At 60.6% G+C, this 24,874-nt stretch carries 22 protein-coding genes and 1 pseudogene; 9 read left to right on the top strand and 14 right to left on the bottom strand.

The window, feature by feature from the left end; translation table 11 throughout:
• Positions 1–10: 10 nt before the first annotated feature.
• From ACQR1W_RS15300 to ACQR1W_RS15265, 8 genes are all read right to left on the bottom strand, one after another.
• On the bottom strand, positions 11–2,959 hold the full coding sequence (locus tag ACQR1W_RS15300; RefSeq protein ID WP_434851530.1) for a formate dehydrogenase subunit alpha: 2,949 nt from the start codon (positions 2,957–2,959) through the stop codon (positions 11–13).
• Positions 2,960–2,970: 11 nt separating this feature from the next.
• A complete protein-coding gene (locus ACQR1W_RS15295; protein WP_434851529.1) occupies positions 2,971–3,180 on the bottom strand; it encodes a twin-arginine translocation signal domain-containing protein in 210 nt (69 codons plus the stop codon).
• 28 nt (positions 3,181–3,208) lie between these two features.
• Positions 3,209–3,979 carry a Cro/CI family transcriptional regulator gene (locus tag ACQR1W_RS15290; RefSeq protein ID WP_434851528.1) on the bottom strand — a complete coding sequence of 257 codons (771 nt, stop codon included), beginning with the start codon at positions 3,977–3,979 and terminating at the stop codon, positions 3,209–3,211.
• Between the two features lie 114 nt (positions 3,980–4,093).
• Positions 4,094–4,735 carry a DUF3306 domain-containing protein gene (locus tag ACQR1W_RS15285; RefSeq protein WP_434851527.1) on the bottom strand — a complete coding sequence of 214 codons (642 nt, stop codon included), beginning with the start codon at positions 4,733–4,735 and terminating at the stop codon, positions 4,094–4,096.
• Positions 4,732–5,247: a DUF3305 domain-containing protein gene (locus tag ACQR1W_RS15280; RefSeq protein WP_434851526.1), complete on the bottom strand. Its 516-nt coding sequence runs from the start codon at positions 5,245–5,247 to the stop codon at positions 4,732–4,734. The genes ACQR1W_RS15285 and ACQR1W_RS15280 overlap by 4 nt, the downstream gene beginning before the upstream one ends.
• Positions 5,244–6,251, bottom strand: coding sequence for a DUF6352 family protein (locus ACQR1W_RS15275; RefSeq protein WP_434851525.1), 1,008 nt, complete (start codon positions 6,249–6,251; stop codon positions 5,244–5,246). The genes ACQR1W_RS15280 and ACQR1W_RS15275 overlap by 4 nt, the downstream gene beginning before the upstream one ends.
• Positions 6,248–6,790 carry a DUF6505 family protein gene (locus tag ACQR1W_RS15270; protein WP_434851524.1) on the bottom strand — a complete coding sequence of 181 codons (543 nt, stop codon included), beginning with the start codon at positions 6,788–6,790 and terminating at the stop codon, positions 6,248–6,250. Before ACQR1W_RS15270 ends, ACQR1W_RS15275 begins: the two co-directional genes overlap by 4 nt.
• Positions 6,787–7,491, bottom strand: coding sequence for a biotin/lipoate--protein ligase family protein (locus ACQR1W_RS15265; RefSeq protein ID WP_434851848.1), 705 nt, complete (start codon positions 7,489–7,491; stop codon positions 6,787–6,789). The genes ACQR1W_RS15270 and ACQR1W_RS15265 overlap by 4 nt, the downstream gene beginning before the upstream one ends.
• A gap of 209 nt (positions 7,492–7,700) precedes the next feature.
• On the opposite strand from ACQR1W_RS15265, the gene ACQR1W_RS15260 reads away from it, so the two are divergent.
• Positions 7,701–9,671: a 4Fe-4S binding protein gene (locus ACQR1W_RS15260; protein WP_434851847.1), complete on the top strand. Its 1,971-nt coding sequence runs from the start codon at positions 7,701–7,703 to the stop codon at positions 9,669–9,671.
• A gap of 59 nt (positions 9,672–9,730) precedes the next feature.
• Here the strand turns inward: ACQR1W_RS15260 and ACQR1W_RS15255 are convergent, their stop codons facing one another.
• Positions 9,731–10,978, bottom strand: coding sequence for a c-type cytochrome (locus ACQR1W_RS15255; protein WP_434851523.1), 1,248 nt, complete (start codon positions 10,976–10,978; stop codon positions 9,731–9,733).
• A gap of 593 nt (positions 10,979–11,571) precedes the next feature.
• Complete coding sequence (locus ACQR1W_RS15250; protein WP_434851522.1) at positions 11,572–11,787, bottom strand: hypothetical protein; 216 nt, start codon at positions 11,785–11,787, stop codon at positions 11,572–11,574.
• A 300-nt stretch (positions 11,788–12,087) separates the two neighbouring features.
• Between ACQR1W_RS15250 and ACQR1W_RS15245 the strand changes: the two genes are divergently transcribed.
• Positions 12,088–12,453 (top strand): hypothetical protein, encoded by a 366-nt coding sequence (locus ACQR1W_RS15245; RefSeq protein ID WP_434851521.1) that lies wholly within the window; start codon positions 12,088–12,090, stop codon positions 12,451–12,453.
• 129 nt (positions 12,454–12,582) lie between these two features.
• Here ACQR1W_RS15245 and ACQR1W_RS15240 read toward each other — a convergent pair whose 3' ends face one another.
• Together ACQR1W_RS15240 and ACQR1W_RS15235 are read right to left on the bottom strand one after the other, a co-directional pair.
• Entirely contained in the window at positions 12,583–12,891 is a 309-nt protein-coding gene (locus ACQR1W_RS15240; RefSeq protein WP_434851520.1) for a hypothetical protein, read from the bottom strand.
• Positions 12,892–13,049: 158 nt separating this feature from the next.
• Complete coding sequence (locus ACQR1W_RS15235; protein ID WP_434851519.1) at positions 13,050–13,511, bottom strand: ester cyclase; 462 nt, start codon at positions 13,509–13,511, stop codon at positions 13,050–13,052.
• A 319-nt stretch (positions 13,512–13,830) separates the two neighbouring features.
• On the opposite strand from ACQR1W_RS15235, the gene ACQR1W_RS15230 reads away from it, so the two are divergent.
• Complete coding sequence (locus ACQR1W_RS15230; RefSeq protein WP_434851518.1) at positions 13,831–14,466, top strand: flavin reductase family protein; 636 nt, start codon at positions 13,831–13,833, stop codon at positions 14,464–14,466.
• A 270-nt stretch (positions 14,467–14,736) separates the two neighbouring features.
• On the opposite strand, the pseudogene ACQR1W_RS15225 reads toward ACQR1W_RS15230, so the two are convergent.
• Positions 14,737–15,426, bottom strand: a pseudogene (locus tag ACQR1W_RS15225) (type 1 glutamine amidotransferase domain-containing protein).
• A gap of 212 nt (positions 15,427–15,638) precedes the next feature.
• Positions 15,639–16,778, bottom strand: a complete 1,140-nt coding sequence (ada, locus tag ACQR1W_RS15220; protein ID WP_434851517.1) for a bifunctional DNA-binding transcriptional regulator/O6-methylguanine-DNA methyltransferase Ada — start codon at positions 16,776–16,778, stop codon at positions 15,639–15,641.
• 1,156 nt (positions 16,779–17,934) lie between these two features.
• Here ada and ACQR1W_RS15215 point away from each other — a divergent pair.
• From ACQR1W_RS15215 to ACQR1W_RS15190, 6 genes are read left to right on the top strand one after another with little or no spacing between them, the layout of a single operon-like run.
• A complete protein-coding gene (locus tag ACQR1W_RS15215; protein ID WP_008973136.1) occupies positions 17,935–18,255 on the top strand; it encodes a helix-turn-helix domain-containing protein in 321 nt (106 codons plus the stop codon).
• Complete coding sequence (gene hyfB / locus ACQR1W_RS15210; RefSeq protein ID WP_434851516.1) at positions 18,255–20,270, top strand: hydrogenase 4 subunit B; 2,016 nt, start codon at positions 18,255–18,257, stop codon at positions 20,268–20,270. Before ACQR1W_RS15215 ends, hyfB begins: the two co-directional genes overlap by 1 nt.
• Positions 20,261–21,217, top strand: a complete 957-nt coding sequence (locus ACQR1W_RS15205; RefSeq protein WP_035983364.1) for a respiratory chain complex I subunit 1 family protein — start codon at positions 20,261–20,263, stop codon at positions 21,215–21,217. The genes hyfB and ACQR1W_RS15205 overlap by 10 nt, the downstream gene beginning before the upstream one ends.
• A 5-nt stretch (positions 21,218–21,222) precedes the next feature.
• The gene (locus ACQR1W_RS15200) at positions 21,223–21,885 is read left to right on the top strand and encodes a hydrogenase-4 component E (protein WP_035983424.1); all 663 of its coding nucleotides are present in this window, start codon (positions 21,223–21,225) and stop codon (positions 21,883–21,885) included.
• Positions 21,882–23,333, top strand: coding sequence for a hydrogenase 4 subunit F (locus ACQR1W_RS15195; RefSeq protein WP_008973140.1), 1,452 nt, complete (start codon positions 21,882–21,884; stop codon positions 23,331–23,333). The genes ACQR1W_RS15200 and ACQR1W_RS15195 overlap by 4 nt, the downstream gene beginning before the upstream one ends.
• 17 nt (positions 23,334–23,350) lie before the next feature.
• Positions 23,351–24,865, top strand: coding sequence for an NADH-quinone oxidoreductase subunit C (locus tag ACQR1W_RS15190; protein WP_434851515.1), 1,515 nt, complete (start codon positions 23,351–23,353; stop codon positions 24,863–24,865).
• Positions 24,866–24,874: the final 9 nt, after the last annotated feature.

The raw sequence follows: 24,874 nt of genomic DNA, 5'->3' as shown, positions 1-24,874 counted from the left end.
TCGTTGCTCCCTATGCTGCCGCGATCTGACAGAGAGTGACTTTGGGCTCCTGCATGCCGGTCGCCGGATCGTATCCGTAGGTGGTGATCGTGTTCGCGCTTTCGCCGAGCACGATCGGATCGGTGCCCTTCGGATAGTTGCCACGCAGATCCTTGCCTCCGAACCAGCCGCCGAAGTGGAAAGGCATCCAGGCCACTCCCTTGCCGACGCGCTCGGTCACCAACGCCTTCATCCGGGCGCGCGAATTGTTTTCGGCACCGGTGACCCAGACCCAGCCGCCGTCCTTGACACCGCGGTCGGCCGCATCGGCAGGATTGATCTCGATGAACATGTCCTGCTGCAACTCGGCAAGCCAGGGGTTGGTGCGCGTTTCTTCGCCGCCGCCCTCGTACTCGACGAGACGACCCGATGAGAGGATAAGCGGGAATTGCTTGGCGATGCCCTTCTCTACCGCCGCCTTCTGCACGGAGAAGCCGATATTTGGCATTCGGAACTGCTTGGCATCGGGCAGTGTCGGATATTTCGCGACTAGATCGACGCGCGGCGTGTAGATCGGCTCGCGATGAACCGGAATAGGATCGGGCAAGCCGAACGCATTCATGCGCGCCTTGCCGTTGCCGTAAGGCACGCAGCCGTGTTTGAGCGCCACGCGCTGGATGCCGCCGGACAGGTCGAGCGACCATGAGACCGTATCCGGATTGGCCGAGTTGACCTTGTTGATGGTCGCCATTTCGGCTTCGCTGAGGTCCGTGTCCCATCCGAGCTTCTTCAGGACCGCCAGCGTGAATTCCGGATAGCCGTCCTGGATTTCCGAACCCTTGGAATAGGACCCGTCCGCAAGCAGGCTGACCTTCCGCGTCGTGCCGTCAGGAAGCTTTTCCTCGCGCTCGAGCCCGAAGCGGGGCCTGAACGTGCCACCGCCATCCATCACGTGGAGATTGGTATTGTAGAGCAGCGGGGTGCCGGGATGCCGCACTTCGGGCGAGCCCCAGCATGGCCATGGTAGGCCGTAATAGTCGCCGCCGACTTCCGGATCGTCCTTGGGCGCCCGCATGGTCAGGAAGTCGAACTTGGCCTGGTTCTTCATGTGGGCCTTCAGTCGCTCGGGCGACTGCCCGCAATAGCCGGTAGACCAGCTGCCGCGATTCATTTCCCGAAGCACATCCTCGGCTTCCGGCAGATTGTTCTCGACCTTGATATTCTTGAACATCTTGTCGGCGAAGCCGCACTTCTTCGCCATCAGATAGATGACCTCGAGATCATCCTTCGATTCGAAGATCGGCTTCACGATCTGCTCGCCCCACTGCAGCGAGCGGTTCGAGGCGACGCGCGAACCCTTGCACTCGAATTGCGTGGCAACCGGGAGAATATAGACGCCGTCCTTGCGTCCCGCCTCGACAGCGAGCGATGCCCAGGTGGTTGGATGCGGGTCGGCAATGACGAGCAGTTCGAGCGCCTTCAGACCATTGAGGGATTCAGGAACACGCGTGATGCTGTTGCTGGCGTGCCCCTGCACGAACACCGCCCGCACGTTGTCTCTCTGCGCCACCTGCTCTTTCGGCAGCGTCACCGCTTCGAACCAGCGGGTGAGCGGGATGCCGGGGGTTTCCATGATCTGCTTGCTGTCGAAGCGAGACTTCAGGAAGTCGTAGTCGACTTCCCAGACCCGCGACCAATGCTTCCATGCGCCTTCGGCGAGGCCGTAGTAGAACGGCAGCGTGACGATATCGAGCCCGACGTCGGTCGCTCCCTGCACGTTGTCATGGCCACGGAAGATATTGGCGCCCATGCCCTGTCCACCGACATTTCCGGTCATCAGGAGTAGGATGCAACTCGCCCGCACATTGGCGGTGCCGACCGTCTTCTGGGTCTGGCCCATGGCCCAGATCAGCGTCGAAGGCTTTTCCGTCGCAAACATCTTGGCGACACGCTTGAGCTGTTCGCCAGGAATACCGCTGACGCGCTCAACCTCTTCCGGATTCCATTTCTCGACCTCCTTGCGAAGATCGTCGAAACCGTAGACGCGCTGCCGGATGAACTCCTTGTCCTCCCAGCCGTTCTGGAGGATGTGCCACATCATGCCGTAGAGCACCGGGATGTCGGTGCCCGGCCGCATGCGCACATACTCGGTGGCATGTGCCGCGGTCCGGGTCAGACGCGGATCGATGACGATGAAGTTCGCCCTTTGGAGCTCCTTGCCCTCAAGCAGATGCTGAAGCGATACCGGGTGCGCCTCGGCGGGATTGCCGCCCATGATCATTTGGGTTTTGGCATTGCGGATATCATTGTAGCTGTTGGTCATCGCACCGTAGCCCCAGGTGTTGGCTACGCCGGTGACGGTCGTTGAATGGCAGATGCGTGCTTGATGGTCGGTGTTGTTGGTACCCCAGAACGCGCCGAGCTTGCGGAACAGATAGGCGCCCTCATTCGTCATCTTGGCCGAACCGAGCCAATAAACGGAATCCGGGCCCGACTTCTCACGAATCTCGAGCAGCTTGTCGCCGACCTCGTTGATTGCCGTGTCCCAGGAGACGCGCGTCCATTGCCCACCCACGAGCTTCATTGGATAGCGCAGCCGGCGCTCGCTGTGCACGAGTTCGCGCACGGAGGCGCCCTTGGCACAATGCGATCCGCGATTGATCGGAGAATCCCAGCTCGGCTCCTGGCCGATCCACACCCCGTTCAACACCTCCGCGGTCACCGTGCATCCAACCGAGCAATGCGTGCAAATGCTCTTGCGAACGGTGGCTCCGGATGAAAGGGGACCCGCCGCTGCCGCCTTTGCCTGGCGCACGCCACCAAGCGGCAGCGTGCCCAATGCGGCGAGCGCGCCGCCGGCAAGGCCCGATCGGCGCAGGAACGTGCGACGGTCGAGGCCACTGGTTTGCCCGGACAGGCCGGCCGCGATTGATCCGCGTGAGGCGGTTTCGGAACGCTGTTGTGTTCTCTTGATCAGCATGGCCGCCTCCCTCAACCAGGATATCGATTGACGCGGTAGTAGGCTTTCACGTGGTCGGTTTCCTTGTAGCGCGCCTTGCGTTTCTCCTGGTCGGTCTCGCTGTCAGCCTGCGCTTGTGTGATCAAGGGCGTTGCCAGCGTCGCTCCCGCGCCGACCGTGCCGATGCCGACCTTGCGAAGGAAGTCGCGGCGCCCGACAGTCGTTTTCTTCTCGTCTCGCATCGCATCTCTCCTGGACCAGCGGCATTGGTCAGTTGGCGAACGTGAAAGCCTCGCTTTCTATTTCCAGAAAAACTCGTCCAAGCGTCCCGACCAACCGGTAGAATTTGGCGGCTTCCGCCTTCTCCATGTCGGCGAACAAACGTCCCACCCAGCGCGACACATGCTTCTCGAAGAAAGCGCGTTGTACCTCCGGCGATCCCGCAAAGCGGCCCGCCGCAAGGCCTGCCATGATCTCGCACAGCGTCGCCGCGTGATCCTCCGGCTCGGGATTGTTCTCCATCTGCTCGATGCCGAGCGCAGCCAGATCGTTGCGTAAGCGCGACAGCGGGCGTTCGTTGAGAAAGCCGGTCAGGTAGTAGGATTCGTAAGGAAGCAACTCGCCACGGCCGAGGCCGACGAACAGATCGAAATATTCGCGCTCGATCTCGGATACGACGCCATTCGACGCAGCGTCTGAAAGAGCGGCGTGGGCGCGCCCAAGCGGCGTCGCATCGCCCTTCAGTTGCGCGATCTGCTCAAGCAATGCGGCCGACGGCGCCGACGATAGCAAGGCCGCAAGCAGCGCGTATTCCTGCATGCGGGCTGCGTCGATTGGATCAACCGCGACAATAGGCTCGCTATAGAGATCGGGACGGAGCACCTCGCGCGACACGCCGGTTGCGCCTTCGACCGCAATCACTCGTTGCGCCGGTACCCGCTCCCAGTTCGACACCGAAGGCTGGGCAACACCGATTTTTCGGGCAAGCTGGGCAACGCCGCCCGCCGCATCGATGGCACGTTCAAGGCCTGCATCGCGCATGCTGACCTCCTCCCATCCGGGGGCCAATTGCGGGTGCGGACCAAAGCTTACGGCGCGCGTCGAGAACTGGTCAATTGCAGGCCATAGCTAAGGGCTATCACATTTAGTCGCAGGCTATTTTGGCAGCGCTCCGCCGTGTGTGCGGCGCGGAAGGGAAGTCTCTTCACGCGCGGCTTCCGATTGCGATGCAGCAGAATCTGTCGGCAATTCCGCAGCTGCTGACTCATCAAACGATGGAGGTTCCGTGACCGTCTTTGGGGGAGTTGATGATTGCGCAAAATCGGCGTTCGCACGAGCCGATGGCGCATCATCTTCGGCAGCTTCTGTAGGCGGCTCGGTGAGCCTCTCGGCGGTCCCCACTACGCCGTCGACGATGCGGCGAACGAGCGCGTCCACCTGCTCTGCAGAATAATCCAGCGGACCGAAGCCGGCCATGGCGTTCGGGTCATTGAAATCCCAGGCATTTTCGGCCAACCCCACGAAATCGCGGATGGCGGGATCGGCACTCCAGGCTCGACGAAGCGCCGCACGGCCCAACTCCTGCGGAATACCTTTGCTCAGGAAAGCAGTGATGTCGGTGGCAGCATCAATCGATTCGATTGGGGGCAAGTGCGAGAGATCTGTCTCGGGGAGAGCCGGCTCTGCCGCGGCGCAGTCGGACGGTGCTGACCCCTGCTCCCTTTTCGGCGCCAATTCAGCGTTATCGGCGTCCTGCTTGCGGCGCGACCAGCGCGCTAGAAATTGCTCTTCGCTCATTCGTGCCCACCTTCGCGGTGGCGCCGCGCAAGCGCCTCTGGATCGGCGCGGCGCCGCTCGCGTTTGACGAACTCCGTCTCGACATGGTTCTCGGCGACGAAATTTTCAATCGCCCGGTGCAGCACCTCAGGCATCGGCACCGCTTCGACCAGATTGGCACCTGCTTCCGTGAATGCCTCCCCTTCGGCGGGGTCTGCGGTGACGGCGGAAACGGCGTAGGGCCAGGTGCCCTCGGACGGAGTGAGTACGATCCAGACACTGGGAGCGCCGCTGGCGAGGTTATCGCGATACCGCGCCGTTTCCGAACGATAAAGATCGACCGTCGCGCTCCCGGCATAAAGCAGCGTCGTTCCCGCCTGCTCCCGGACGACAGTCCACGGCGCCATCTCCGGCTCATCCGGTAACACGCCAGCGCCACGCCAGACAAAATCGATCCATGGCGAATCCGCTCTTCGGCGCTCGACCACGACGCCGACCGGGATGCGCAACAACGGCAGGGCGGCGGGGCTCACGTTGCAGCCTCCAGATGTTTGATCGGCAGCCCCGTCAACAGATTCTGCGGCTTCATCCGCACGAGCTGATCGGAGGTCATCGCAAGTATCAGATAGACCGGCTCGCGTTCGACAGCATCGACGAGCAGAGCTGCATCAGCAACAATGACCCGAAACAGCGTCAGCACGCGTGCCATCGTTCGGTCATCGAGCGTCTCACCATGCCACAGCCGGTCGCCGATCCCCGTCGCTTCAGCATCGAGCCCGACGTACCAGGTGAGCTTCGCATTGCGCAGCGCTGTGAGCGGCTCGATTGCGACGTCAACTCCAAGCAAATGACAAATCCAGCACCTCATGGCCTCTGCCAGCGCAGCCGGCCCCCTTGTTCCGCCGGTGAAATCAAGCGCAAGATCGAACCGGTCGCTGCGGTGCCAGTAGCTGTCGGCATTCTCCTCGCTCAAGACGTCGACCCCAGCGCTGGTTGCGGCCCCCAACATGGAGATCAGCGACAACACGGGCGTCGGGCTAGGCCCGCCAATGACTTCCTCGTCACCCAGCAGCAACGAATGCTCGTGAGGCACAATGCGCTGGGGCCGGAAGAACAGCTCGGCCGCGCGCAGCACGTACGGATCCTCGCAGCCGTGCAGTGCGTTACGCACGATGACGTGCACGAGCTGGTTCAGGAACAGGGGCGGCAAATTGACCGACGGAGAACGAACCAGCGCAAGGTAGGCCGCCTCCAATGTGGGCTGCCCCAGCAGAAGATCACGAAATGCCAGCACGAACTGCCAGTTCTCCCGTGCATCCGTATCGGCGATCGCCGCAACGTCCGCCGCGGCGACTGCTCGGCGCGGGTCTGAAAGCAGCTCCTGATGCAGCCTGCGTTCGACCTTGCAGGCATCGTCGGGCGGCATCAGCTCGGGACGGGCAAAATAGGCCTTCAGGAACTCATCCGTGACCACCAGCTCACCACTCGCGTTATGATCGAGCAAGTGGTAGCCGCAGGCGATCCAAAAATCCTTCATCGGCGTGACGGCTCCCCGCTCGTATTCGCAAGGTTGAAATTGCCGTCCGGCTCGGTGTCATCCTCTACTTCTTGCATAAACGAGAACGCCTTGCCGTGTCCCTGTCCCTCTCGCAGCTGCAACCTGCGGAACGACTCGCGGACCTCGCCCTCGCTCGCCGAGCGATGGACTGCGATCAGCGCGCTGATCGGATGCGTGCAGAGCGACTGCGCAAACTCGACTTCTTCTTCTGCGGCAAGGCGCGCGGCAGCGAGGTCCGGAGCCCCGAACCGTTCCACCAGCTGCTTCGCAAGGAGTTCTACCAGCGCACGGCGATCGTCCTCCGTCGCGTGGACGATTTGTGCCAGCGTCGACCAGCCCCACGACTTTACTCCGAGAAAGCCGCTGCGGAATGCCGAACGATCCTTGCCGCTCAGCTCCGCCGGATCCCGATCACAAAATCGGAACGCGCCTGACACCGCCCAATCGCCCGGGTCAGCCGGCACGTCGAACACGAACGTGTCGGATGGATCGAGTGCGATAGTGCGCAAGAGTTTCACAGGCGCGGTCCTCCGAGTTTCGGATCGAGCCACGACGGCGATAGCAAATCCTTCCTCAGGTCACGCCGATCGGTCATGTTCGTCCCGGTCCGGCGCGTGATAAGATCACCGTTGTCAGCGATCACATGCGCGGTCTGCGGTTTGCGCGACACCCGAGCCAGATATTCGCGTGCGATGCTGTCGAATCCGTCGGTTTGCCAGGCGTCCAGCGCGCGCATCAGGTGCCGCGCAAAGCTTTCGGTTAGCTGAACTGCGCCCGCCTCACCAAAGCCCTCCTGATCCAGTGCGGACGCAAGCGGATACACGCCGGCTTCCCTGTCGATCATCGCAACAGTCCGGATCATCACGCCGAACACCAGCCAGCGCGGAGGCTCATCCTCCGCCGATGGCGGCCAGCCAAGCCGCCCGCCACCGACAAGGCCACCGTCGACACGGATCGCGTCCGGCCAGTCGATCGCGATCTCCTTGTTCGGCGGCGCATAAGCACGCAAGGCGTCGGTCAGTGCCACCATGCCCGCGTAGAAAGCGCGGCGTGCAGTGCACAAGGGTTCGCCGGGCTCAAGCACGACTGCGAACTCGGCAAGATCGAACTGTCCTACATAGGTCAGCGTACCTGCTCCGCTCTCTTTCGCGATGCTGATGGCGTGGGCAAACGCGTCATGACTTTCGCGCAGCCTCACCAGCCTGAAGGGCGGCGGCAGATTGATAGGCTCCGAAACGGCCGAGCGCCTGGGGGCTGCCGGTTTCAGTCGGACCTCCAGCTTCCTTTTCCTCTCTCGTGAGAATAACTTAATCGAGCAGAAGGGCCGATGCGAGTCCACTCGCGGTCGTTCCCTGCCTTTCGGGAGGTGAGCACCGGCGCATGTCCGAACCGCCGAAAACGATCCTGATTTGCTCGTGCGAAGACACGATGCGCCTCGATACGGGCGCCATCAGACGAGGATGCCGCAAAAGCGAAATCGCCGAGTTCCGTCAGCTCTGCCGCGCCGAGCTTGATGATTTCCGCAACGCCGCAAAGGCGAACGGAGCGCTCATCGTCGGCTGCACCCAAGAAGCCCCGCTGTTTGGCGACGAGGCGAAAGGGCGTTCCGGCAAAACGGAATTCGTCAATCTTCGCGAGGCGGCCGGCTGGTCGACGGAGGGAACGAAGGCGGGCCCAAAAATGGCCGCGCTGCTCGCAGCCACGTCCGAGGCCGCGCCTGCTTTTCCGTTCGTCACGCTATCGAGCGAAGGGGTGATACTGGTTTATGGCCGCGACGAAGTTGCGATCGAAGCCGGCCGACTGCTTGCCGAGCATCTGGACGTGACCGTCATGATCACGAAGCCGTCGCAAATCATGCCGCCGGCAACGACATCCTTCCCGATCGTCCAGGGCACGATACGCAACGCCAGGGGCCATTTGGGGGCCTTCGAGTTGACGGTCGACGACTACGGCACTCCCCGCCCCTCCTCGCGCGACGCGCTTGTCTTCGAAGCTCCGCGCAGCGGCCTGACCTCGCGCTGCGATATCGTCCTCGATCTCTCCGGCGGAACGCCGCTTTTCCCCGCGCATGATTTGCGCGATGGCTATCTGCGCGCCGACCCGCAAGATCCGGCCGTTATGCTGCGCGCGGTGCTCAGGGCGCGTGACCTTGTCGGCAGCTTCGACAAACCCAAATACGTCAATTTCACCGCAGATATCTGCGTCCATTCGCGATCGAAGCTGACGGGTTGCCATCGCTGCCTGGATCTATGTCCGACCGGAGCGATCACGCCGAATGGCGACCACGTCAAAATCAACGCGGAAGTCTGTGCCGGATGCGGCCGGTGCGCCGCAGCCTGTCCCACGGGCGCAGCAACTTATGCCCTGCCGCCGGCCGACGCGCTGTTGCACAAATTGCGCGCGATGCTTTTGACCTACCGCGAGGCCGGCGGCTCAGACGCCATTGTGCTGTTCCACGACGGCCAACACGGCACCGCGCTGATCGATGCGCTCGCCCGCCACGGCGATGGGCTTCCAGCCAATGTGCTGCCGTTTGCCGTCAATGAGGTGACGCAGGTTGGACTCGAAGCGATCGCAGCGTCCTTTGCCTATGGTGCATCGAGAATCCGTTTTCTTCTGCGGGCAAAACCGCTTCACGATGTCGCCTGTCTTTCCCAAACCATAGCGATGGCTGATGCCATTATTTGCGGGCTCGGATTCGCCGGGCGACGCGTCTCGACAATCGAAACAGACGATCCAGATGTGTTGGGGGACCTGCTGTGGGCGGTCGAACCCGCGCCGGCCGCGGAGCGTCCCGCAACCTTCAAAACATTCGGCAAGCGGCGCGACCTGCTCCGGCTCGCTCTTCACGAACTGCACCGCGTCGCGCCTGCGCCGACCGACGTGATCGCTCTGCCTGAAGGCGCACCACTCGGTGCGGTCAGCATCAATGTCGATGGGTGCACCCTGTGCCTGTCCTGCGTCTCGGCCTGCCCCACTGGCGCGCTCCGCGACGATCCCGAACGTCCCGTGCTCAAATTCGTCGAAGACGCCTGCGTGCAGTGCGGATTATGCCAGAGCACCTGTCCGGAAAAGGTCATTACATTAAAGCCACAGATCGATTTTGGTGCAGCCAGGGCAGCGCCGCGGATCATCAAGGAAGAGGCGCCGGCGCTTTGTATCCGCTGCAACAAGCCGTTCGGCGTGAAAAGCACGATCGACAAGATTGCCGCGAAGCTCGAAGGACGGCACTGGATGTATCCAGCGGGCGACAAGCGGCTTGACGTGGTGAGAATGTGTGCAGATTGCCGCGTGATCGCCATGAGCGAGCAAGAATTCGATCCGTTCAAGGGCGTTCCTGAACGCGCGCCGCCGCGCACGACCGAGGATTATTTGCGTCACCGCGAAGACGATGACTAGCAGGGTCCGACAGCTCGGTTGGAATTTTGGCTCGACAAACCCGCGGGTGAAGCCACACGTTATTTCGACGTCGCACGCGCCAGAAAGTCCGTGAGCGCCTTGCGATCCTCCGCCGATCCAATCCGCTGTTCCGGCATTTTTGTCCCGGGCGTATAGGTGTTTGGACCGAGCTCAAATAGTTTTGACACCGTCTCGGGCGTCCACACGATGTCCATCCGCTTCAACGCGTCGGAGAAGCGATAGCCGGGTAGCGACGCAATCCTGCGGCCGTACAGGCCCGCAAGCGTGGGGCCGGCGCGTTGCGCGTCGTTCTCCGACAGGGTGTGACAGGCTACACACGCCCTGAACACCTCGGCGCCGTGATCTCCGGCATAGGCGGCAAGCGGATCGCGCGACGTGGCTTGCAACGATGAGCCAATGGGATCGCCGGTCCGCGCGTTCCAACGCCGGATCTTGCCGTCGGCGCCGCCCGTCAGCAGCGTTGCGTTGTCCGCCAAGAAAGCAACCGACCACACAGGCGGGTCTGGATCGACCAGCGTTCGCTCGACGCTTCGCGATTTTCGGTCGATGACCGCCACGCCACCGCCCATTCCTGCAGCAGCAACCGACGTGCCGTCCGAAGAGATCGCCAGCGCGACAATGGGCGTCCGGCCGGCCTGCACCTCGGTGCTTTGCTGGCCCGCCGACGTCAGAAAGCGCAGCTTTCCGTCTGCACCACCCGTCACGATCTCGCCGTCCGGCGCGACCGCCACGGCGTTGAGCGGTGAAGCCAGCATGATGACGCTTGGGGTGCCGCCCACAAGTGACCAGATCCGCAGCTCACGATCGTAACCCACGCTCACCAGCGATCGTCCATCCGGTGTGAATGCGACGCCGTTGACGTTTTGCGAATGCCCTTCCAGCACCTGCTGCGCGCCGTCGCCGAGCGACCAGATGCGAACCGTATGGTCCCAGGAGGCAGATGCCAATTTTGCGCCATCCGGCGAGACAGCGAGTGAAACGATCGGCGCGGTGTGGCCTTCGAAAACCCGGACCGGCTGTTGCCGGCCGAACGTCCAGACCGCTACCTTTGCATCCGCGCCGGCGGTCGCCATTCGCCCATCCTTCAGGAAGGCAACCGCGTTCACGGCATCAGAGTGAAATCGAAGGACCTGCTCAGCGGCTTCGGTCTTGAGCGACCATCGGATGGCGGCGGTGTCGAAGCTGCCCGACAGAAGGCTGTCGCTATCACTGGAAATCGCGATGGCCCGCACGGGCCCGCCGTGACCTGCCAGCTGCGCACGCGCCGACGCCAAATGCATTGCCATCGTAGCTGCAACGATGCGGAGACTTGTGCTGAGACCTGGGATCCGATTCATCTGCGGCTTACAGGCGGTCCGGACATATCATCGGCGGTTACACCGGGTATTTGCGCTCAGTCGGTCTTGTCAACGATTGAAGCCGTTGCCCGGCTGCACCGCAGGAAGGGAATGCCATCTGCTACTCAATGCCGCAACAGGTGTTATCGTCTTGAACCAGGCATAGCCTAATCCTATGCTTGATCATAACCCGTCAAGGATGACGGCATGCAAATACGACCTAAAACGTATCTGCATCTCATCTCCTTGTGGCGAACATTTCGCGATGCGATTTCGCCACATCGTGACGCTGTGGCCGCCAGAGCCTCACCGTCCCTCGTCTATACCGCGGTCGTGCTGGCGCTTCTCTTGGCCATTTTGGAAGTCGATGCTCATCGAGGTGAGCTGGAATCGCTTGGTCTGTTGGGGAGCGACCGCACCATCCAGACCGTTTTTCTGGGTCCGTAACGTTCGCCGCTCGACTAAGCTCTCTCCTCCAACCTCGAAGCCTCTTTCAAGCGGCCCTATGGTGCGAGCCTTGGCGATAAGCGCGACCGATTTGGTTAGCGCTTCGGTTCTCGCGGAAAGACCAATGACCGATCATCAAATTCGTCAACCGGGAGTTTTTCTGCGCCGCGACCGCTTTGCATGCTGTGCAATGTCGACGTGCTTCCTGTTCCGGCACGCCCGACTGTCGACACGGTGTGTGAGCGCGGGCTACCGGTCACGACGGCAAGCAGACCGATGGCTGCGATTATAGAGATAATCAAAAGCTTCATGGAAATCTCCTGTTGCTTCAAACACAGCAACCTCTTGCAGTCATTTGATTAGTGCGATCCGCGACGTGGAGTTGTGAGCAACCTCACACCTCTTGAGATTCTCGCACTCAAGGATTGGTCAGGTTCCGGATTTGGAACCTGCGCGTCGGCTGCGACAGCGCCGGATGGCAAAGCTCGTGCCTCTCATAAAGCGAGCAACCCCCGGGGCGCTGCAGGACAGCTCGGATCGGCACGCCTGATGCTCTGAACGGACGAACAACCTGTTCGTTTAAGGGCTGAATGTTCAGAGAAGGGAAATCCATGAGAGCCTCCGCCATCATCGCCGCACTGGCGATCATGCTCGGCGGCACCGCGCTTTCGCTGGCGCAACAGAATGCACAGGGCGCGGTTGAACTGAGCAACGGCACAAAGGTGCCGCAGAATCCTTCGCTGCCGAAACTCAATCTCACGAACATGCAGCGCGAGCAGATTCGCAAGGCCGTGCTAACTGAACACAACGAGATCGAATTCCGGCTAGCAGCCACCAAATCTGCCAAGGATTTTAGCCCTGCAGTTGGCGCGACGATTCCAAAAGGAGTTAAGGCCCAATCGCTGCCATCGCCGGTTCTATCGCAAATGCCCAAACTGCGCGACTACATGTACGTGAAGATGAAGGACCAGTGTTGATCGTGAACGGCATGACCAACAAGATCGTTGATATGTTCCCGGAAACGCAGCCGCTTTCTTGAAAGCAAATAGCGGCGATCTCGTCGAACCAGACGGTGCATTCGTTAAAACCAAGAAGTGCAGGATTCTTCACGACCCATCGCTTTCATTGTCATAGTGCTCGAAGATGACCTTGCCCCGCTGCAAGATGACGAGGCCGTCGGTGTCGGTATTGCCCAGGAATTGATCCAGGCTATACCGCCTCCCGCCGTGCTCGAAACCAAACGAAGAGAAATCCTTCGGCTCCGATGCCAGCTTCCAGACATCGCCGGGCGCGTTCGGAATATCCGCTGACGGCACGATTTCTCGCATATGCTGAAATGCCCATTTGCTGTACGGAGCGACGCGCCAATTCGCCAGGGTCACCAGATCGGCTGCGGCTGAAGGGAAGCCTGACATGAGAGTAGAGGACACCAAGTAGTCTCCGGAAGGCGCCGCTTGCTCAGATCGCGTGGCCGTCGATTGTTGTCTTCAGGTATCATGAAGCAGCACTCCGAGGAATACTGCTTCACACTTTACGGGCGGTCGGTGCATAGCCGACGGGATCAGCCATACGCTCATGAAGGCGTCGTCAGGTTCCAAAGGAGACCGAGTTGAGTCAGCGCCGCCACGCCATCATCAAGTCCGATTTCTTCGACAATCTTGCCCTTGACGACCTTCAAGATCGTGGTTCCCGTGAAGTGCATCTTGCGGCCGCTCGCCGGCGAGAGGCTGCCCGCCAGTAAATCATCGAACGCCGGGCCCGTGTGCGTGCCGCCACCTTCCCACTGACCGACCACGTAATCGCCTTCGGCGATCAGGTCCGCGATACCCCAGAAGTTCAGGTCGGGAAATGCAGCGCGGAAATCGGTCATGAACGCCTTGATGTCGTCGCGTCCGCGGCGGGGTTCGTGCAGTGAGTATTTCAGCAGCATGTCGGGCGCTGCGATTTCGTCGACCACACCGAGGTTGACAGTTTTACCCCAGAACTCGGTGAACCAGCGGCCGACAACCGCCTTGTTGTCATCTTCTTTCGACATGTTTGATCTCTCTAGTTTCCATTTGTCACGGGAAGCACCAAACTTCCGGTGCGGACGCTAGACAAGCGGTGTCGCAGCAACGCTCCGTTTCTTGCCGGGATATCCAAATTTTCTGTCGACGGCCGACAATGACGCGAGGAAGGCAATTCAATTCAAAAGCAATAAACGGAGTGCCTGTGCGATTCTCGCCCGATAGGCATCGTGCCGATGAAATTGTGAGCGCGATCATGAAGGACGCGCGTCAGAAGGGGGCACGATGCTGGATACCAAACTTGCTGCAGCGCCGACGTTGCTGAGGAGCGAGCCGCCGATACTTTATGTGGGCACGCCGGTGGTGTTGATCAGTACGTGCAACGAAGACGGTTCTGCGAATCTCGCGCCAATGTCGTCAGCGTTCTGGCTCGGATGGCACGGCGTGCTCGGCCTCGACCGGACGTCCAAGACAGTCGCGAACATCATTCGCACCAACCAGTGCGTGCTCAATCTGCCGTCCGAGGCGCAAGTCGAGGCGGTCGACCGCATCGCGCTGACGACCGGCTCAAACGTCCTGCCGCCGCACAAGGTCGCGCGTGGCTACCGCTTCGAGAAGGACAAGTTCGGAATCGCGGGGTTAACCCCCATTGCGTCCGAGACCATCGATCCGCCGCGCGCTGGAGAATGTCCGATCCAGATGGAAGCGGTCGTCGAGCGCACCTACAATATGTCCGAGTGCGATCCTGCGGGCCGTGGCCGCCGCGTCTTGTTTGAATTGCGCATTCAGCGGGTTTTTGTCGAGTCTTCCATCCTCGCCGACGGCGACCCGAACAGGATCGACCCCGATAAATGGCGGCCGCTGATCATGAGCTTTCAAAAGTTCTATGGCCTCGCCGATCAACAAGCCCATGCATCACGCCTGTCGCAAATACCGGAGGCCCTATACAAGGGCGCCGATCTCGAGCGATCCAGGACCATGTAGCGGCTTTGGCAATATTCAATTGTGCACTGATCAAAAGAGGCGTCATTGCGAGGGGCTGTAGCGACGGAGCAGTCCAGCCTTCGCCGGTCTGGATTGCTACGCCGAGCCTGTCATCGAGCGCGCATTCGCGTGACCCATTGGCTTGCAATGACGAAAACGGACACCGATTTCTTCGATCTCTGACATTCGCAATTGGACAACTCCGATCGGGTGGCGGACCTGCATTTGTCTATATACGCGCAGGATCGCCACCCGCCCGGGGCGACCGGTTTATCGGGATGGTAGCGACAGCAAATTGACCACCGCGGCCGCCACGCCCTTCGAAGAGGCGGGGTTTTGTCCCGTCACCAGATTCCCGTCCGTCAATACGTGGGATTGAAAATTCTCGGCCTTGGAGTAGATGCCGCCGTTCTGCTTGAGCATGTCTTCGACGAGCTAGGGTACCGCGTCGGTCAACCCAACCGCCGCTTCTTCCCCGTTTGTAAATCCGGCAACCTTTTTCCCGCGAACGAGCGGCGTGCCGTCCGGCGCCTTAGTGTGGCGGAAGACAGCTGACCCGTGGCAGAGGGCTGACACGGGCTTGTTCGCCGCGAACATGGTTTCGATCAAGCTGATGGACGCAACATCTTCGGCCACGTCCCATATCACCCCGTGACCGCCAACGCAAAAGACCGCATCAAAGCCGTCGGCGGAGACGCTTGACAACTTAACGGTGCTGGCAAGGTTCTCCTGGGCCGCTCTATCCGCACGGAACCGTTGGGTATCTTCCGTCTGGAAGTTCGGGGCATCGCTTCTGGGATCGAGAGGCGGCTGGCCGCCAAGTGGGGAGGCCAAGGTGACGTGGGCGCCAGCGTCCTTGAAAGCATAGTAGGGTGCGGCGAATTCTTCGAGCCAGATTCCAGTCTTCTTGTCAGAAGCGCCGAGCTTGTCGTTTGACGTCAGGATCATCAAGATGTTCATGGTGAACTCCCTTGTTTTGTCGGGGGACGCTGAAAGGCTCCTCGTGATGTCGGTTGCGACGGCGCAAGCCGCGCTTTTTCCGACGGACGCCGCGGGGAGTACTGTCATCCCGCCGGCGTCGCACTCCGCTTTTTGCTTTGAAATCGGGAAGGACTCGCCGACTGATGCCGCGGCCTCGCGCACATCTCATCGCCGCACAAGGTCGCGCGTGGCTACCGCTTCGAGAAGGACTCGCTCGGGACGGCGGCGCGGCCTTCTCGCGACCGCACTTCAGTTGCCTCACGAGCGACAAGTTCGCGCTTACGCTCGACGCCCCAGGCGTAACCGGATAGCGCGCCGTCATTGCGCACGACCCGGTGACAGGGAATCGCAACAGCGATGTTGTTTGCGGCGCATGCGCTGGCTACGGCGCGAACGGCTTTCGGCGCTCCAATCCTGCGAGCGATTTTGGAATAGGACGAGGTTTGCCCAACCGGGATAGCCTGCAGAGCTTGCCACACGCGTCGCTGAAACGCCGTGCCGCGCACGTCGAGCGGGAGGTTCAGGCCGATGCGTGGCGCCTCCACGAAGCCGACGACGCGAACGACCATCGACTCATAGTCCTTGTCGGCGCCGATCAGCCGCGCCTTTGGAAAGCGATCCTGAAGATCGCGCACAAGTTCATCCGGATCTTCGCCGATCAGGATCGAGGCAACGCCCTTGTCGCTGGACGCCACCAATATGGCTCCGAGCGAGGATTGCCCGACTGCGAAACGGATGTCTTCATTTGCGCCCCCGGCGCGATACTGCGTCGGCGTCATGCCGAGCATGTCCCTGGATTTTTCATAGAAGCGACCACTGGAGTTGAATCCCGCATCGTACATCGCTTCCGTCACGCTATGCCCTCTGGCGAGCCTGTCGCGAACGCGGGACGCCTGATGGCCTTCCGCATAATCCTTCGGCGTAAGGCCCGTAACGCTCTTGAACAAGCGATGGAAGTAGCTAATGCTCAGATTTGCCGCCTGCGCGAGCCCCTTCAATGACAGGACTTCGTCACTCTCTTCGATCAAACGGCACGCCCTGGCGACGATCGCGGCATTCTCGACATCGGCAGACGGACCGTCCGGATTGCAGCGCTTGCACGGCCGAAAGCCGGTTGCCTTCGCTTCGGCGAGCGAACCGTGAAGACCGACATTCCTCGGATTTGCGGCTCTCGAAGGACACGACGGCCGGCAATAGATCCCGGTCGTTGCGACCGAGTACCAGAATTGTCCATCGGCCGAACGGTCACGCGCCAGGACGCGCGTCCAGCGGGGATCCGTCTCAACAACCGCCTCTGGTTGAATGCACACCGATTGCGGTCTCGCGGTCATTTTCGTTCCTTCGTTGAGTCCCGAGCTTCAATCTGCTTTGCACGGAGTTCGATCGCGCATTTTTGGCGTCGGGACCACCCGCTTTCCGTCCGGAGCCAATGGCACCACAGGTTCATTTGCATGAAGCGGCGGCGGTCCTCCTGTTTTCCTCCAACACCGAAAGTCATTTCGGAGTACGTGCGTACATATCTCGAAGAGCGGAAGCGCCTCGCGATAGCATCAAATGCAAAAAGACAGCGCCTCGAGCAGCAACTTGGGCAATTGAACCGGGAAATCGACCGGCTAGTGAATGCGATCGCACGTATCGACTTGCGGTCGAGGTTGGTTTGGCTCGCCTCGCGGGGAGGCCGCGGGGCCGCGCCCCCCAGCGTCCGGAGCGCGCCCCATCATCAACTTCGTTTCGTAAGCCACCCCCTCGAAGGCCGTAGGGCCGAGCTTGCAGCGGGCGATTTCGAAAAAGAAATTCGCACCGAACGCGACAACCGTGGCCACCTTCGCCAATGAGCCGCAACTAGCGTAATCCCGCTCGATATCAACGAGGAGCTCATGGCGCTTGTTGATCTCATTTTGGATCGCGTTCCGAACAGCCCGATTTCGATTTCGCTCTGCTTCCAGCTTCTGACGCAGGTTCTCGACTTGTGCTCGTGATTGTTCGACGAGTCTGCGGTCGTCGCGACCACGTACGCCAGACGGCGAGACGATGCACCATCGACCGTGTTCCAGAGACCTGAGGCACACCCTAGTCGCCGGGACCAATCAGATCCTTTCTGACCCTTTGACGGAGTCATACATATGCGATTGCCAACAGTCTTCAGACTGACCGCAACACCGCCCTAGGCTGCGACTGTATGGCTGGGTATCGGAAACACCTTTGTGATGCAGGCAGCCGTTGGGCCAGCCTCGACGGGCGCCCTAGGTGGCACGTAGATCGCCCCCTCACACCGACAACGACCACATCAAACGTGTGATCGACGAATTCGTATGCACGTATCGAAGTCATGCTGTCCCTCGACGCGCCAAGATCGAATGTCGACAAACTCGTGAGATACTTGAATTAGATGTTTTAGATATCACTTATTGACAATATAACATGAATAATTATGATGCAGCGATGATGTTTTAGCGTTCGCTCGAATCTGGATGGCGGGACAATCCGATGATCACAGCGGCTCAATTGCGGGCGGCCAGGGTGCTCCTCGGTATCGATCAGCGGCGGCTCGCGGAAATGTCCGGGCTTTCCGTCCCAACCATCCAGCGTATGGAGGCTAGTGGAGCAATGGTCCGGGGCAATGTCGATTCGCTGGTGAAGCTAATTGCGGCGCTCGACGCCGCCGGCATTGAGTTGATCGACGAGCGGGCTGTCAGTAACGCCGAAGGACGCGGGGTGCGGCTGAAACTCAATTCCGGTTCGGCAAAAATCCATTTGGATAGTCGGACTGCAAACAAAGCATCTAGCAGAGCGAAGGTGCGTACGTAATGTCGGCTGTCGTTCTGCAAATGCTGTGTGTTGGCGGGCTGCTTGGATCGGCCGTTCTGGCAATCCTTCTGAGTCGCTCAAAGAGCGCTACCGCCATCATCTATAGCGCAACCTTGTCCGCGTCTGCGATCGCGTTGATTGGATCCATCCACTGGTTGCTTGGCGACACGGCGAACGCTGTCGATCTGACCCTCCCGATCGGATTGCCATGGCTTGGCTCGCATTTCCGCCTCGACCCGTTGGCCTCGTTCTTCCTTGTTGTCGTCAACCTCGGAGGAGCAATGGCAAGCCTTTATGGCCTCGGCTACGGTCACCACGAGGCGGCGCCCCACCGTGTGCTTCCCTTTTTCCCTGCCTTTCTGGCCGGCATGAATCTCGTGGTGCTGGCAGATGATGCGTTTTCCTATCTGCTGTGCTGGGAATTCATGTCGTTGGTCTCTTGGGCGCTGGTGATGGCGCACCACCGTGAAGCGGGCAACGCGAAGGCTGGCTACGTCTATCTGGTGATGGCGAGCTTTGGCACGCTCGCACTGCTGCTGGCTTTCGGCCTGCTTGGGGGGCCGGCCGGCGATTACGGATTTGCGGCCATTCGCGCGGCTCCACATACACCGTACGTGGCCACGTTGGTGTTGATCCTGATGTTGCTCGGAGCCGGTTCAAAGGCCGGCCTGGTGCCGTTGCATGTCTGGCTGCCGCTCGCTCATCCCGCGGCTCCAAGCCACGTTTCCGCGCTGATGAGCGGTGTCATGACCAAGGTCGCGATCTACGGCTTCATTCGCGTCGTGTTCGATCTGCTGGGACAGCCATTATGGCCGGCAAGCGTTATCGTCCTCTTCCTTGGCGGCGTCACCGCTGTCATGGGAATTTTGTACGCCATGATGGAAAAGGACCTCAAACGCCTGCTCGCTTACAGCACGATCGAAAATGTCGGCGTCATCTTCGCAAGCCTCGGCCTTGCGTTGGCCTTCCAGGCCAGTGGGCTGAAACTCCTGGCCGCGCTCGCCTTCACTGCGGCGTTGTTTCACGTTCTCAATCACTCCTTCTTCAAGAGTCTGCTTTTCTTCGGTGCCGGCGCCGTCCTGACCGCAACGGGCGAGCGGGACATGGATAAATTGGGCGGCCTCATTCACCGCATGCCTCTTACGAGCTTCGCCGTTCTCGTCGGATGTGTCGCGATCTCGGCGCTCCCGCCCTTCAACGGCTTCGTCTCGGAATGGCTCATGTTCCAGGCCGTGCTGCAGAGCCCTGAGTTGTCGCAATGGGCGCTGAAGATCACGGTGCCTGCGGTCGGTGCGCTATTGGCCTTGGCTGCTGCGTTGGCCGCGGCGTGTTTCGTTAAGGCATACGGCGTGACCTTTCTCGGGCGGCCGCGCGGCGCGGCGGCGGAAACCGCTGAGGAAGTGGATCTCTACTCGCTTTCAGCAATGTTCATCCTCGCCGCGCTTTGCTTGTTGGCCGGGATTCTTCCTGGGCTGGTGATCGACTCGCTTTCGCCGATCACGCTACAGATCCTCAGTGGCCGCATGCCGGTCCAGGCCAACGAACCCTGGCTTTCGATCGCGCCGATTGCGGAGAGTCGTAGTTCATACAACGGCTTGCTCGTGATGGTGTTTGTCACGATTTCCGCTTCGTTGGCCGTCGTCTTTATTCATCGCTTTGCCTCCCGTGCGTTGCGGCGGGGCCCGGCCTGGGGCTGCGGCTTTTCCGATCCGACGCCCGCGGCCCAATATTCGGGCGGAAGCTTCGCCCAGCCCATTCGCCGCGTTTTCGGTACGCTCGTGTTCCATGCCCGCGACCATGTTGAGATGCCGCCCCCCGGAGATATCAAGCCGGCGCGGCTGCGAATCGAACTGCACGATCTGATCTGGGAGAGAATGTATGAGCCAATAGCAGGCGCGGTTGGCTTCTCATCCGATAAACTCAATCGCCTGCAATTCTTGACCATACGCCGGTATCTCAGCCTGGTTTTTGTCACCCTCGTCACGCTCCTTCTGGTTCTCGCGATATGGTCGTGATGTCAGACATTCTTGTGCAAGGCGTGCAGATGCTTCTTGTGCTGCTGCTGGCGCCGCTGCTGACCGGCTTTGTACGCAAGATCAAGGCTCGCTTGCTTCGTCGCCAGGGGGCGTCGGTCATTCAACCGTATCGAGATCTCCTGCGATTGCTCCGCAAGGAAGTCGTGCTGGCGGACAACGCCTCCTGGCTGTTCCGCGTGACGCCCTATGTCACCTTTGCCGCGATCTGGGTTGCCGCCGCCCTGGTGCCGACCTTTGCCACCGGCCTCCTCTTCAATTGGACAGCGGACCTGATTGCCATCGTGGCGCTGCTCGGAAGTGCGCGCTTCTTTCTTGCACTCGCCGGGATGGACGTCGGCACCAGTTTTGGTGGCATTGGCTCCAGCCGCGAAGTGATGATTGCGGCGCTTGCGGAGCCAGCGATGCTGCTGTTTGTATTTTGTATTGCGCTGGTTGCCGGCTCGACCCAACTTTCGACGGTCGCAAATTTCATAGCCTCGTCGTATGTCGGCTTACGGGTATCGCTAGGGATGGCGATGATCGCGCTCATCATGGTCGCGCTCGCAGAGAACGCGCGAATTCCAGTCGACAATCCCGCCACGCACCTGGAGCTCACCATGGTGCATGAAGCAATGGTTCTCGAATATTCGGGACGTCACCTTGCGATGATCGAATTTGGCGCCTCCCTCAAGCTGTTGCTTTATATTTCGCTGATCGCGTGCGTGTTCCTCCCCTGGAAGATAGCAGTCTTCGGTACCGGCCCCTTGTCCTACGCCATCGGCGCTGTCGCGTACCTCGTTAAGCTCACGACTGCTGGTTTTTTCCTCGCGCTGTTCGAAACAGCCACGGCGAAAATGCGCGTCTTTCGCGTCCCCCAATTTCTCGGTGCGGCCCTCATGCTGGGCCTGCTCGGCACTCTCCTCCTGTTCGTGTCAAAGAGCTTCTGATGCAGATGCACAGCCTCGAATTCGACATCTCGCATGCGCTCGCAGGCGGGCTCGTCCTGATCAGCTTCATGATGCTCTATCAGGACCGGCTTTACTCACTGCTCAACGTATTCGCGCTGCACGCTCTGGTGCTCGCGCTTTCCGTTGCCTGGCAAGCCTTCATCCAGAACGCACCTCATCTCTACGTGACCGCGGCAATCGCCCTCGTCTTCAAGGCAATCGTCATTCCCGTCGCGCTTCACCGCATCATCAAACAGCTCGGGATTCACCGCGACATCGAGTCGGCAGTGGGGATCGGCCCGACCATGCTGGCCGGGATGGGGCTCGTCGCCCTCTCCATGGTGCTGATCCTGCGGGTGACAGCAGAGGCAGACCCTTTGGCGCGGGAGGATATCGCCTTTGCCTTGTCGGTCGTGCTGCTCGGACTTCTGGTCATGGTAACGCGCCGCAACGCCGTCAGTCAGGTCGTCGGATTCATGTCGCTTGAGAACGGACTGGTGCTGGCAGCGACCGGCGCCAAGGGCATGCCTCTCGTCGTTGAGATCAGCGTCGCCTTCTCGATCCTGATCGCGTTCATCGTCATCGGCATCTTTCTGTTCCGGATCCGCGAACGCTTCGATTCGGTTGATGTCTCCGCACTCGACGACTACCGGGGCGAACGGCGATGAACCCGCATTCCTTCGACCCAGTGGCGGCGGTTCTGCTGATCCCGATCGGCTCGGCGGCGTTGTTGGCCATGCTGCCGGGCTACCGGCTGACGGCGCGGCTAAACGTCGTCGCAAGCTTGGCGACATTTCTGTCGGCGCTCTTGTTGTTCGTGATCGAGCGTCCACAGCCAGGGCCATACGTGCTGGTCGACGACCTCAACATCGTCTTCATCGTGCTCAACACCTTCGTGGGATTTACGACCAGCATCTTCAGCGCGAGCTACATCGCGCATGAACTCGAGACCGGCCGGTTAACCCCGGTCTACCTGCGATTCTATCACGCCATGTACCAGACCATGATGTTCGGCATGAACCTCGCTTTCGTGTCGAACAATATCGGCCTGATGTGGGTGGCGGTGGAGATCGCCACCCTGACCACGGTGCTGATGGTCGGCATCTATCGGACGCACGCCGCTCTGGAAGCGGCATGGAAATATTTCATCCTCGGCAGCGTTGGAATTGCGTTCGCGTTGTTCGGCACGATTCTGGTCTACATGGCGGCGCGCCCGGTTGTGGGCGAGGGCCAGGACGGCATGATCTGGACGGCCTTGGTCGAACATTCGCAAGCTTTCGATCCCGCGCTTCTGAATGTCGCTTTCATCTTTTTATTTCTCGGCTACGGCACCAAGGTCGGGCTGGCACCACTGCACGCCTGGCTGCCTGACGCCCACGCCGAAGGTCCGACGCCGATTTCCGCCGTGTTGTCGGGCCTGCTGCTCAACGTCGCGCTTTATGCGTTGTTGCGCTTCAAAATATTGCTTGCGGCAAATCCGGCGGCAATTGCTCCCGGGCCCCTGATGGTGACGATGGGGCTGCTTTCACTCGTGTTCGCGGCGTTCATGCTCTACCGCCGGCGCGATATCAAGCGGCTGTTCGCCTATTCCTCGATCGAACATATGGGCATCATCGTCTTTGCGTTTGGGATGGGCGGGCCTCTGGCTAATTTCGCCGGGCTTCTCCACATGGTGATGCACAGCCTCACCAAGTCGGCGATTTTCTACGCTGTCGGCCACATCTCACAGATCAAGGGAACGCAGCGGATCAGCAGGATCCGGGGCTTGACCGTGAGCCATCCGGCGCTGGGCTGGGGTCTGGTGACGGGCGTGGTCGCGATCGCCGGCTTGCCGCCGCTCGGCATTTTCATGAGCGAATTCCTGGTCGTGAGCTCGACCTTCGCGCGCCAGCCCCTGCTCGCAATCGTACTGGTGCTCGGGCTGTTGTTAGCGTTCGGTGCATTGACGTTGCGCCTGACAAGCGTCGCATTCGGTGAACCTCGCGGCAGCACCAAGCCTGCCGAGGCTTCTTATGTGCCGATGTTTGCGCATCTTGCACTGGTTCTGATGGCGGGAATCTATCTTCCCGCGCCGCTCGTCGTCTGGTTCCAGCATGTAGCTCGCCTTTTAGGATAGTTTAGGATTAGCCGGACATGCCATCGCTGATCGATCTCATGCTTGAGGGCCGCCAGGTCCAACAACACAGCCCGTGGCCGCGAGTTGCAGTCGATGCTTCGGTATGGACATTTGCGGCAAGCGAGCTGGCACAGGGACGTTGGAGCCTGCTCGGCCTTTGGGGAGAGCTCTCAACGGTGCACATGGCGATCATGGATGGACATACGGCAGAGATCGCCACCGTCAGCCTGGACTGCCCCGATCACAGTTATCCTTCGGTCGGCAAGCACCACCCGCCGGCGCTTCGACTGGAACGCGCTATCTTCGATCTGTTTGGACTGGTGGCCGACGGCTCGCCCGATTCGCGCCCCTGGCTTGATCACAACAATTGGGGCGTACGCTTTCCATTGGGAGATCGCATCGACGCGCTGTCGCAGTCGTCGTCGCCCTATCGCTTTCTGCCGGCGGAGGGCGATAGCCTGCACCAAATCGCGGTCGGTCCGGTGCACGCAGGGATTATCGAGCCCGGGCATTTTCGGTTTACGGCAAGCGGGGAGACCGTGGTCCGTTTGGAGGAGCGGCTCGGATATACCCACAAGGGTATCGAGGGGCTCATGATTGGCGCCAGTGTGGAGCGAGCTGCTCAACTCGCAGGACGCGTGTCAGGCGACAGCACAGTCGCCTATGCCTTTGCGTTTTCGCGGGCGGCCGAGGCCGCCTTACAGCTTGTCGTGCCGGATCGTGCAATCTGGCTGCGTGCTCTCCTTGCAGAGCTCGAGCGGCTCGCCAATCATCTCGGCGACATTGGGGCGATCTGCAACGATGCCTCTTTCGCGCTGATGCAAGCTCACTGCGGCGTGTTGCGCGAGAGCGTCCTGCGTGCATCAAATGCAGCATTCGGTCATCGGTTGATGCGGGATATTGTCGTACCCGGTGGCGTGACCCATGACCTGAACGGCGACGGGACAGCAATCATCCGAGCGGCGCTGGCTAACATCCGCCGGCGCTTTCCGGCTTTGGTCGAACTATACGACAACACCGCATCCCTGCAGGATCGCACGGTGGATACCGGCGTGCTCAAGCCAACGCTGGCCAGGCAATACGCCGCCGGAGGCTACGTCGGCCGCGCGTCTGGCCGATCCTTTGACGCTCGCCGGACACTGGCCTACCCGCCATATGACAGTTTGCACTTTGAAGTACCGGTCCTGACTGAGGGCGATGTCAATGCGCGCGTCTGGATCCGCGTGCGTGAGGTTGAGCAGAGCCTCTCTCTGATCGACCAGATATTGGACCGCCTTCCCGAGGGTTCGATCGGAACGCGTGTGGCGCATCGGCCGGAGCCGCGCGAAGGCATGGCAATCGTCGAGGGATTTCGCGGCGACGTTCTGATTTGGCTGCGCTTACAGGATGGGCGGGTGGAACGATGCCATCTGCGCGACCCCTCATGGTTTCAATGGCCGCTCCTTGAAGCTGCCATCGAGGGCAATATCGTGGCAGATTTTCCACTCTGCAATAAGTCGTTCAACTGTTCCTATTCGGGCCAGGATCTCTAGGGACCGCAC

It is taken from the genome of Bradyrhizobium sp. HKCCYLS1011, assembly GCF_051167795.1.
Lineage (GTDB): Bacteria > Pseudomonadota > Alphaproteobacteria > Rhizobiales > Xanthobacteraceae > Bradyrhizobium.
The sequence above is the reverse complement of the archived record's forward strand: the minus strand, read 5'-3'. Positions and strand labels throughout refer to the sequence as shown.